Annotated in this window: 13 protein-coding genes; 8 read left to right on the top strand and 5 right to left on the bottom strand. The window is 69.5% G+C overall.

What is annotated here, in order from left to right; genetic code table 11:
* Window positions 1-67: 67 nt before the first annotated feature.
* Complete coding sequence (locus ABDZ89_RS02730) at window positions 68-808, bottom strand: methyltransferase domain-containing protein (RefSeq protein ID WP_343776409.1); 741 nt, start codon at window positions 806-808, stop codon at window positions 68-70.
* On the bottom strand, window positions 805-1,206 hold the full coding sequence (locus ABDZ89_RS02725) for a nascent polypeptide-associated complex protein (protein WP_343776407.1): 402 nt from the start codon (window positions 1,204-1,206) through the stop codon (window positions 805-807). Before ABDZ89_RS02725 ends, ABDZ89_RS02730 begins: the two co-directional genes overlap by 4 nt.
* A gap of 167 nt (window positions 1,207-1,373) precedes the next feature.
* Between ABDZ89_RS02725 and ABDZ89_RS02720 the strand changes: the two genes are divergently transcribed.
* Together ABDZ89_RS02720 and ABDZ89_RS02715 are read left to right on the top strand one after the other, a co-directional pair.
* Window positions 1,374-2,162 (top strand): creatininase family protein, encoded by a 789-nt coding sequence (locus ABDZ89_RS02720; protein ID WP_343776405.1) that lies wholly within the window; start codon window positions 1,374-1,376, stop codon window positions 2,160-2,162.
* Window positions 2,163-2,281: 119 nt separating this feature from the next.
* Window positions 2,282-2,830, top strand: a complete 549-nt coding sequence (locus ABDZ89_RS02715) for a hypothetical protein (RefSeq protein WP_343776404.1) — start codon at window positions 2,282-2,284, stop codon at window positions 2,828-2,830.
* A gap of 148 nt (window positions 2,831-2,978) precedes the next feature.
* On the opposite strand, the gene ABDZ89_RS02710 is transcribed toward ABDZ89_RS02715, so the two are convergent.
* Together ABDZ89_RS02710 and ABDZ89_RS02705 are read right to left on the bottom strand one after the other, a co-directional pair.
* A complete protein-coding gene (locus ABDZ89_RS02710; protein ID WP_343776402.1) occupies window positions 2,979-3,680 on the bottom strand; it encodes a 6-hydroxymethylpterin diphosphokinase MptE-like protein in 702 nt (233 codons plus the stop codon).
* Window positions 3,681-3,854: 174 nt separating this feature from the next.
* Window positions 3,855-5,096, bottom strand: coding sequence for a dihydropteroate synthase (locus ABDZ89_RS02705; RefSeq protein ID WP_343776400.1), 1,242 nt, complete (start codon window positions 5,094-5,096; stop codon window positions 3,855-3,857).
* Between the two features lie 212 nt (window positions 5,097-5,308).
* Here ABDZ89_RS02705 and ABDZ89_RS02700 point away from each other — a divergent pair, with 212 nt between their 5' ends.
* On the top strand, window positions 5,309-5,539 hold the full coding sequence (locus ABDZ89_RS02700) for a hypothetical protein (RefSeq protein WP_343776398.1): 231 nt from the start codon (window positions 5,309-5,311) through the stop codon (window positions 5,537-5,539).
* Window positions 5,540-5,546: 7 nt separating this feature from the next.
* On the opposite strand, the gene ABDZ89_RS02695 is transcribed toward ABDZ89_RS02700, so the two are convergent.
* The gene (locus ABDZ89_RS02695) at window positions 5,547-6,077 is read right to left on the bottom strand and encodes a DUF192 domain-containing protein (RefSeq protein WP_343776397.1); all 531 of its coding nucleotides are present in this window, start codon (window positions 6,075-6,077) and stop codon (window positions 5,547-5,549) included.
* A gap of 134 nt (window positions 6,078-6,211) precedes the next feature.
* Here ABDZ89_RS02695 and ABDZ89_RS02690 point away from each other — a divergent pair, with 134 nt between their 5' ends.
* The 5 genes from ABDZ89_RS02690 to ABDZ89_RS02670 are packed head-to-tail and all read left to right on the top strand — an operon-like array spanning window position 6,212 to window position 9,146.
* Window positions 6,212-6,610 carry a hypothetical protein gene (locus ABDZ89_RS02690; RefSeq protein WP_343776395.1) on the top strand — a complete coding sequence of 133 codons (399 nt, stop codon included), beginning with the start codon at window positions 6,212-6,214 and terminating at the stop codon, window positions 6,608-6,610.
* A 58-nt stretch (window positions 6,611-6,668) separates the two neighbouring features.
* Window positions 6,669-7,262 carry a DUF8114 family protein gene (locus tag ABDZ89_RS02685; RefSeq protein WP_343776393.1) on the top strand — a complete coding sequence of 198 codons (594 nt, stop codon included), beginning with the start codon at window positions 6,669-6,671 and terminating at the stop codon, window positions 7,260-7,262.
* Window positions 7,259-8,101, top strand: coding sequence for an RNA methyltransferase (locus tag ABDZ89_RS02680; protein WP_343776391.1), 843 nt, complete (start codon window positions 7,259-7,261; stop codon window positions 8,099-8,101). Before ABDZ89_RS02685 ends, ABDZ89_RS02680 begins: the two co-directional genes overlap by 4 nt.
* Before the next feature lie 2 nt (window positions 8,102-8,103).
* Entirely contained in the window at window positions 8,104-8,793 is a 690-nt protein-coding gene (locus ABDZ89_RS02675) for an AzlC family ABC transporter permease (RefSeq protein ID WP_343776389.1), read from the top strand.
* Entirely contained in the window at window positions 8,790-9,146 is a 357-nt protein-coding gene (locus ABDZ89_RS02670) for an AzlD domain-containing protein (RefSeq protein ID WP_343776387.1), read from the top strand. Before ABDZ89_RS02675 ends, ABDZ89_RS02670 begins: the two co-directional genes overlap by 4 nt.
* The last annotated feature ends 11 nt before the right edge of the window (window positions 9,147-9,157 follow it).

Genomic DNA, 9,157 nt, shown 5'->3' with positions numbered 1-9,157 from the left:
AAAGAGCGTTGTGCCGGATCGGCGAGGTGCTGCGGTCCGTGAAGCGGGTAGCGACCGCGGACCGCGCTCAGGGCGCTCGACCGAAGACGAGGTAGCCCGTGTGACCCACGCCCGCGGTGGAGGGACGCGAACCGCGGTCGGAGAAGTCCATCTCGCGTTGGATCGTTTCGAGCGTCTCGACCCCGGTGAAGCCGGCCTCGCGGGCGGCGAGGGCCGCCTCGCGGGTGCCCTCGACGAAGGGAGAGTACACCGCGAGGCGACCGCCGGGCGCGAGCAGTTCGTCGGCGCGCTCGACCACGGCCGGCGCGTCGCCGGTGTCGAGCGTCAGGGCGTCGAACGGCTCGCCCTCGGCGAGCGCGTCCAACTTCTCGGTGAGGTCGCCGGTCCGCACCTCGACGCGGTCGTCGACGCCCGCCGTCGCCATGTTGTCGCGAGCCACTTCCGCGAAGTCGGCGTCGACCTCGTAGGTGGTGACGTCGGCGCCCGCCCGCCCGAGGTACGCGGCGAGGATCCCCGTCCCGGTGCCGGCGTCGAGGACGCGGTCGCCGCCGGACGCGCCGGTGTGGCCCATCACGAGCCCCACGTCGCGGGGCATCATCGGTGCGCCGGTGCGTTCGAGGTGGTTGAACAGGTCCGGGCCGCGGAGCGCGCGGACCTCGAAGACGGTACCGAGGTGCGTCTCGACCTCGTCGCCGGCAGCGACGTCCTCGGGGACCTCGAGCACGCCGAGGTCAGTGCCGAACTCCTCGCCCGGCTCGAGTAAGTACTCCCGGTCCTCGTGGACGAGCAGGTACGCGGCGTCCGTCACTGGAGGTTCGAGATCGCCCGCGCGGGCTCGCCGTTGGCCGCCTCCAGCGCCTCTCTCGCGTCCGCCTTCGAGACGCCGGCCTGCTGGGCGACCAGCGCGATGTCCTCCTCGGGGATGCCCTCGTCGTCGCCGGCGTCCTCGTCGCCCTCGTCGAGGGCGGGGTCGGCCGCGTCCCCGCCGCTCACGCCGGCGTCGTCGACCTGGTTGGGCGAACCGACGATCTGGTAGGTCTCCTGGCCCTGCGCGTCCATCTTGGTGACCTGCGCGCCGTCGAAGACGAGGTCGCCGTCTGCCGTCTCGATGACGACCCGTTCGGCGTCGATGTCCTCGACGTCGATCCCCATCTGTTTCATCATCTGTTTCATCTTCCGCGGGTTCATGCCGCCGCCTCCAAACATGGTCGACGATTCGGCCGGAGGACACAAAAAGGGTGTCGACACGTGGCGCTCGACCGGCCTACCGCCGGGACGAACGAATCGCGACGCCGTCGGGACGGACGGATCGCGTTGCCGGCGAGCCGGACCGCGACGGCGGGGTTGATACGTGCCGCGCACGAGGCGAGAGTATGTACCTCGCCGACCACACGTGGCCGGAGTTGGGCGACGCGCTCTCCGATGGTTCCGTCGCGCTCGTCCCGCTCGGATCGACCGAACAGCACGGCCCGCACCTCCCGCTCGCGACCGACCACCTGATCGCCGAGGGGCTCGCGACGGCCGCCGCAGATCGGTCCGACGCGGTCCGGACGCCCACGATCAACGTCGGCGTCAGTCCGCACCACCGGCAGTTCCCGGGAACGATGTGGGTCGATCCGCCGGAGTTCAGGGACTACGTCGAGTCGTTCACGCGGAACCTCGCGTACCACGGCGTCGACCGCGTTGTGTTCGTGAACGCCCACGGGGGGAACGTCCAGCACCTCCGAGAGGTCGGCCGCCGGCTCCACGAGGACGAGGCCGTCTACGCGGTCGAGTGGATGTGGGACGAGTCGATCCCGGAGCTGGTCGACGACCTGTTCGAGCGTAACGGCCCCCACGCCGGCCCGAAGGAGACGGCGATGATCACCCACATCGCCCCCGAACTCGTCCGCGAGGACCGACTCGAAGACGCCCGCGACGGGGGGCTGGTCGACCTCGCCGACGCGGAAACGATGGTCCACGGCGCTCGGACGTTCTACGACGCGGTCGACAACTCCCCCAACGGCGCGTTCGGTGACCCGACCGACGTGACCCCGGAGAAGAGCGAACAGCTGTTCGAGGCCGCGACGGACCAGCTCGTCCAGCTGGCCGAGTGGATCGGCGACCGCGACCGCGACGACCTGTTCCCCGAACCGCGGGTCGAGCAGGAGCGCCGTCGATAGCCGAGACCGTTTCCCGGTCGAGATCACGACGGACGGAGTATCCCTCGAACGGAGACGTCTCTAAAAACGGATGTTTTACTTTCCAACGGGTTTTTGCTATTTGACACGAATCGCGGAGTATGGAACGCCGTCAGGTGCTCCGATTTAGCGGAGCCGCGCTAACCCTCCCACTCGGCGGCTGTGCGTCGATACGAGGAAGGGCGGCGGAATCGAGGTTCACCTTCACCCGGACGGGTGAACTGCCGGTCGAAAAACGCACGAGCGAGTTCGCTCGCTCGTACCCCGGCCAGGAGCCGTTTGCCGAGGTGGTTTTCGGAGCGGAGCCGAAAGGCACTGACGACGTACACGGGGTGGAGATATACAACGACTGTGAGAGTCCGGTCGAGATCTCGCTCGCGGTCGACGACGGAGGAGAACGAACGCTGGTGTTCGGGGGTGAAGGAACCATTTCAACGAACGAATACATGGTGATCGCGATTTCGCGCCCCGCGACGTACGTCAGCGAACTCGAAGTACGTGGGGACGACGTGGCCCTTCAGAAGACGTTCGACGTGCCAGAGAGCGCGTGGGAAGCGGGACCGGCCGACGATAAGGGGATTAGTCCGGAGCATAACGTCCATATCCAACGAAACGATATCGAAGTGAGGTTCGTCGGAGAAGAGCGGTGAACTCGGGAGACGTGGAAGGACGGGACCCCTCGATAGGGAGAGCACGTCGGTCCAGTTAACGGGGGCTACGAGAGGGACGCCCCGACGGAACAGCGCTTCCACCGAGAAGGGTGCCGAACAGATCGGAGTTCAACGGCGCCGAAAGTTCCTAACCGTCCCCGAGGCTCTCCCCGAGCGCCGCGTCGGCCTCTTCTCGTCGCCCGTCTAAGACCGCGAACCGCTCGCCGCGGCGGCGTTCGAGCCAGCGCAGGAGCCGGGCCGCCCAGTCGAGCTTCCGCGCCTTCATCGGGTCGACGTCGGGGTCGTCGAAGTCCCACCCCGGGAAGACGAGTTCGCCGGCGCCAAGGTGATCGGCGAGGAACGCGGCGCGGTCGCCGTCGGTGAACCCCCCGAAGTTCGCGACCACGCCGACTGGGGCCGCCTGCGTGGTCGCCAGCGTCCACTCGTCGGCGAAGCGCGGGAGCCACTCGCGGACCGCCGGGACGTTGTCGCCGTGAGCGTGTGCGGCGACGGGGACACCCTGCCGGGTCAACGCCGCCGCGGTATCCGGGTTCTTGTCGAGGTCGGTGACCATACAGTCGACCGTGACGCCGCGATCTGCGAGCACGTCGGCCGCCGTGGAGGCGGCGACGACGACGTCGGCGTCGCGGGCGGTCGCGACCTCGTCGCCGAGGCTCGGGGCCGCGCCCGCGACCGCGACGGTCTCGCCCCGCCAGTCGTCGAGCCTGTCGAGCGGGAACGGTGTCGCGAGATCGGCGGCCACGTCGCGCGCGCGCTCGTCCGCGCCCCGGTCGAAGCCGAAGTCCGCGAGGATCGACTCGTAGACCGGCTCGAAGGTCTCGAAGTTCATCGGCGGCCTCCGGCCGGCAGGGCCGCCGCAACGCCTGTCGGGGACGACGCGAGACGGCGCCGCCGCTCGTCGGTCGAGATATGGTATGGCCCGGAGTGGCACAGAGTACCCCTACCCGCGTGCCCCTCCGGCGTCCGGTCGATCGGTTGTCTACACGAGGGCATAAACTTTCTCTTAACTCACGTGGAGGTCGATTCCGTCGAGTGCGGCGTCGAGCGGCTTCGAAGCGCCGGAAACGGCCTCTCGAACCGAATCGACGGCCGCTGGCGTCCCGATCAGGAGGCCACGGCGGTCCTCGGGGGCTCCGGCGTCGGTTCCGCCGTCGGCCGCCGAGGGAGCGGTCTCGGTCGCCGCCGGATCGCCGAGCGCGAACGCGGCGCCGGTCGCGTCGCCGCCGACGGTCGCGGCGCGCAGCGCGCCGACGGCCGGGTCGTCGAGGCCGGTCAGTTCGAAGGTGTGAACGACCGCGCTGCTCGCGACGCTCCGGCCGTCGTCGGTGACCCCCGCCGCGCCGAGCCGGTCGAGGTGGCGCCGGGCTTCGGCGACGCTCGTCACGTCCAGTTCCTCGACGGCGACCCCGTCGGCGCCGCCGCCGGAGCGGTAGCGGTCCCGAGCGAACTCGGCGCCGACCAGCGCGGCGTCCCGCGTCTCGGCCACGTCGTGCGTCCGGATCACGTGGGCGCCGCGCTCGACCGCCATCGACGTGGCGGCGAGCGAGACCGGCAGCGCCGCCTCGGTGCTGCGGCCGGCGATGGTCCGGAGGAAGCTCTTGCGGTTGATCGACACGAGGAGCGGGCGACCGTAGCCGCGGAACTCACGCAGGCGGTGGAACGTCTCGCGGTCGTCCTCGTGGGTCTTCTCGACCGACCAGCCGCCGAACGCGGGGTCGAGGATCGTCTTGTCGGTGAGACCGTTCATCGACAGGGCCTCGTAGATCTCGTCGACGTCCTCGATGGCGCCCGGCCGTTCGAGGTCCGGCGGCGAGGCCATCTTCGAGACCGCCACGTCGTGTTCGCGACAGACTCGCGGCATCTCGGAGTCGGCGAAGCCGCAGATGTCGTTGACCATGTCGAAGCCGCGCGAGATCGCCTCGTCGGCGACCTCGTGGTACCGCGTCTCGATCGACCAGACGGCGTCGCCGGAGGTGGATTCGAGAGTCTCGACCGCGGTGTCGAGCCGGTCCAGTTCCTGTTCGGCCGAGAGCACGTCGAGGTCCTTGTTGGCCGACTCGAGGCCCACGTCGACGATGTCGGCGCCCTCGCCGATCAGTTCCTCGTCGACGTACGCGGCCGCCTCGCCGGGGTCGTCGTACACGCTCGGGTCGTAGGGAGACTCCTCGGAGACGTTGAGTACGCCCATGATCCGGGGCGGGTGATCGTCGCCGATTCCGAGCCCCGCGGCGTCCACATTTCGCATACGATCACCACGGGCGCGAGCGACATAAACTGGGGGAGTGACCGCCGACGTCGAGGCAGGACGACCAAGTGGTGGTCTGCGCGGAGCGGCGCCCGAGCGTCGGTCGGAGACGGACCGCAGATCCCCCCCGAAACCGTCGCGAGACGTGTCAGTGTGAGACACGACGGCAGTCGTCGGACACGTCTTAATGCCGTCGAGCACGTATCTGAAGCATGTACACGAAATCAGAGAATCGACTGCTCGGACTCGCGTTGGCCGCCCTGCTCACGACGATAGGGGCCGAACTCCTCGGGAGTCAACCCCTCGTCACGGTCGGCGTCGGCGTCTTCGCCCTCGCGGTCGTGGCGCTGTTCGCGGTCATGAGCGTCGTCCTCGCGGTGAACGTCGCCCGTGGTTCGGACCTGATAGCGCTCGACGCGGCCGCGGCCGAGCGACCCCGCTGAGACGCGATCACCGGTCGAACGACAGCGAGTCCCCGACCGACACGTCGTGCCGGTCGGTCCACTCGTAGGGGACTTCGAGCACGTACTGCCCCGATCCGGGATACCGCTGTTCCTCGCCGTCCTCGTTCGGCCCGGGTTCCGGCGCGTTGTGGATCTCGACTATCTCTCGGTCACCGTCGGCGTAGACGATGTCGATCCCGAAGCTCATCCGTCGCATCACGTAGGTGAGCGAGTCTCGGGGAGCGTCGTAGACGAACAGCATGCCACCGTCCTCGGGGAGCGACTCGGCGTCGCTGAGTCCGAGGAGCCGTTTCTTCCGGGAGTCCGCGATCGCGGCCGTCACCGCTCCGAGTTCGTCGCCCTCGGGCGTCTCCGCGGTCACGGTGGTCGTCTCGTAGTCCGCGTACGTGCCCGTCGGCCACTCGGGATCGGTCCCGTCGCCCGTTGAATCGTCGCCCGTCGAGCCGTCGCCCAGACACCCGGCCGCGGTCCCGACGGTCGCGGTCGCGGTCAGCCCGAGGAGGCGTCGCCGTCGCATGGTATCGACGAGGGGCCTCGCGTATATAAGCGACCGCGTCGTCGCGGGGATCGAGAACGACGGCCGGGGCGACGAGGCTCCGTCGCCCCGATCACCTTCGCGAGGATTATGCCCGTGGACCGACAGCTACCGACATGGCCGGTTCAAGCGACCGCGAGACGCCCCGAGGTGCCCCCGACAACGGGGCCGTCCTCGGCGGCGCGGCTATCGTCGTCGGCGGGGCCGTCTCGCTGTCTGGGCTCCTCTTGTATCAGGCGTCCGCCGCCGGCGGGAGTCACGTCTCCGGGGTCGGGCTCGCACTGCTGTTCGCCGGCGTCTTCGCGGTCGAGCGAGTCAGCGGTCGCCTCGGACTCTCGACGGAGACGCGCCACCGGGTAGCGCTCGGCTTCGGCGCGCTCGCGGTGGTCCTGAGCCTCGCGTTCCTCGTCGTCGACTACCCCGGCTTCTCCGGGGCGGTGGACCGACCGGGCAACGAGTCGGCGGCGGCCGCGATCCGGTTCTACGCCACGGGGCTAGCGCGTCTCGCCGCGTAACGGGCGTAACCGTCCGGGAAGGACGCGCTTTTATCGCCGCCGGAGCGTAGCGTGTGACATGGCGAAAGTGAGTATCGGCCTCCGCGGCTGGCGCTTCGAGGAGGACGAGATATTCAGCGACGACGGGGAGCTGAAACCCCTCGACGAGATTCCGGAGGACCCGCGAGAGCGGCTCGTACGGCTCGTCTCTCTCGTGGAGGAGCCCTGCGACGTCTGTTACCTCGAGCACGGCGAAGAGGATATCCACCGCTGTCGGGAGGCGGAGATCGTGTACGGCGAGCCCGAAGGGGAGGTGCTGCTCTGTCCCGAACACGAGCCCGACCTGATTTACTGGTTCCGCGAGGCGGGCGGCAGCGAACACAAGGGGTCGGTCGAGTTCGCCGACCGCTTCCACGAGTGGGTCGCCGCCGGCAACGAGTCGCCCGAGGGGTTCGGCTCCGTCGAACACGTCGAGGAGGACCCCGGCGGCCTGCCGGAGCTCCCCGACCAGCAGGAGGTTCAAGAGCGGATCGAAGCGGACTTCGACGGCGACCGGATCGACATCCTCGAGCTCGCGGGCCAAGAGCCCCGAGACGAGGACGAACAGCTGACGGAGTCGGACCTCGCCGACTCCGATCTCGACCTCTCGACCGACTATCCGTCCGACCGATGAGCGGCGACGAGGAGGGGACGGAGTCTCCGGGGGGCTCGGACGACGACGACGCGGAGCCGCCGAGGGAGCGGAAAAAGCCCGTCGTGGTCGTCGTCGAGCCCGAGACGCCGGGCAACGTCGGCACCATCGCGCGAGCGATGAAGAACTTCGGCCTCTCGGAGCTCAAGCTCGTGAACCCGCCGGAGATCCCGGAGGACGGCGAGGCGTACGGCTTCGCCGGCCACGCCCGCGAGGACGTGCTGCCGAACGCCGAGGAGGTCACCTTCGACGAGGTCGTGGCGAACTACCACACCGTCGGCACCACGGCCATCACCGGCGAGGACGACCGCAGCCACGAGCGGTACCCGTTCAAGACGCCCGCCGAACTACGCGAGTCGCTGAAGACCGTCGACGCTCCCACCGCCATCGTCTTCGGCCGTGAGGGCCGCGGGCTCAACAACGAGGAGCTCTCCCGGCTCGACGAGGTCTGCTCGATTCCCGCCAGCGACGACTACCCCGTCCTCAACCTCGGGCAGGCGGCGACGGTGCTGTTGTACGAACTCCGCGAGCTCTCCGTCGACGAGACGCAGCTTCCCGACACCGAGGTGACGCGTGCGCCGGAGAACGACGTGGAGCGCTTCCACGAGTTCTTCGACGAGTTCCTCGCCGCGACGGGCGCCCGCGACCACGTCCGCGAGAAGAACGCCCTGCTGATGCGCAGACTCCTCGGTCGCGCGCACCCGACCGAACGCGAGATCCACTCGCTGCTCGGCACTTTCCGGAAGGCCAACACGAAGCTGGACCACGCCGACCACCTCGCGGCGAAGTACGACGAGCCCGTCTACCCGCCGGAGGGATAGCCGTGCGCGGCTCGCTCCTCGACGACGACCTGCTCGCCGGCGTGCGCGACGTGTCGCCGCTGATGCTCGGCATCGTCCCGTTCGCGCTGGTCGCAGGCATCGCCGCCGTCGACGCCGGGCTCGGTCTCGCGGAGGCGGTCGGGATGTCGGTGATCGTGTTCGCCGGCGCCTCCCAACTGGCCGCGTTGGACCTGCTCGGTGAGAACGCGCCGCTGGCGGTCGTCGTCGGGACGGCGGTCGTGATCAACCTCCGAATGCTAATGTACTCGGCGTCGATCGCGCCGTACTTCTCGGAGTACGGCCGTCGACTGCGCGCGGGGCTCGCGTACCTGCTCACCGATCAGGCGTACGCGCTCTCGGTCGCCGAGTTCGAGGAGAACGCGTCGCGCAGCCGGTGGCGCTACTACCTCGGCGCGGCCGCGTCGCTGTGGATCGTCTGGCAGGTCGGGACCGTCGCCGGGGTCGTCCTCGGCGCCGGCGTGCCGGACTCGCTGGGGCTCACCTTCGCGGTCCCGCTCGTGTTCCTCGCGCTGCTGGTCCCGGCGATGAAGGACCGGCCCACCACCGTCGCCGGCGTCATCGGCGGTGCGGTCGCGGTCGTCGCGGCCGGGCTTCCGCTCAACCTCGGCCTGCTCGTCGGCGCCCTCAGCGGCGTCGCGGCCGGGTTAGTGACGGAGGTGACGGGACGGTGACGGGCGGTCTCGGCGCGCTCGTCGCGTCTCCGCGCGCTTGGGTCGCCATCGCCGCGATCGGCGTCCTCACGTACGCGATCCGGCTCTCCTTCATCCACCTGTTCGGGCGGATCGACGAGGTCCCGACGCGGATCCAGCGTCCGCTGCGGTACGTGCCGCCGGCGGTGTTGGCGGCGCTCGTCCTCCCGGATCTGATGACGCTGCGGCCGTCGGTCGCCGCCACCCTGCTCGACGAGCGGCTCATCGCCGGCGTCGTCGCGGGCGCCGTCGCGTGGCGGACCGAGAACGTGTTCGCGACCATCGCGACCGGCATGACGACGCTGTGGCTGTTCCGGTTCGTCCTGTTCGCGTGAGGCGCGTGGGT

The organism is Halorubrum ejinorense, from assembly GCF_039522565.1.
In the GTDB taxonomy this organism is placed as follows: Archaea; Halobacteriota; Halobacteria; order Halobacteriales; family Haloferacaceae; genus Halorubrum; species Halorubrum ejinorense.
The sequence above is the reverse complement of the archived record's forward strand: the minus strand, read 5'-3'. Positions and strand labels throughout refer to the sequence as shown.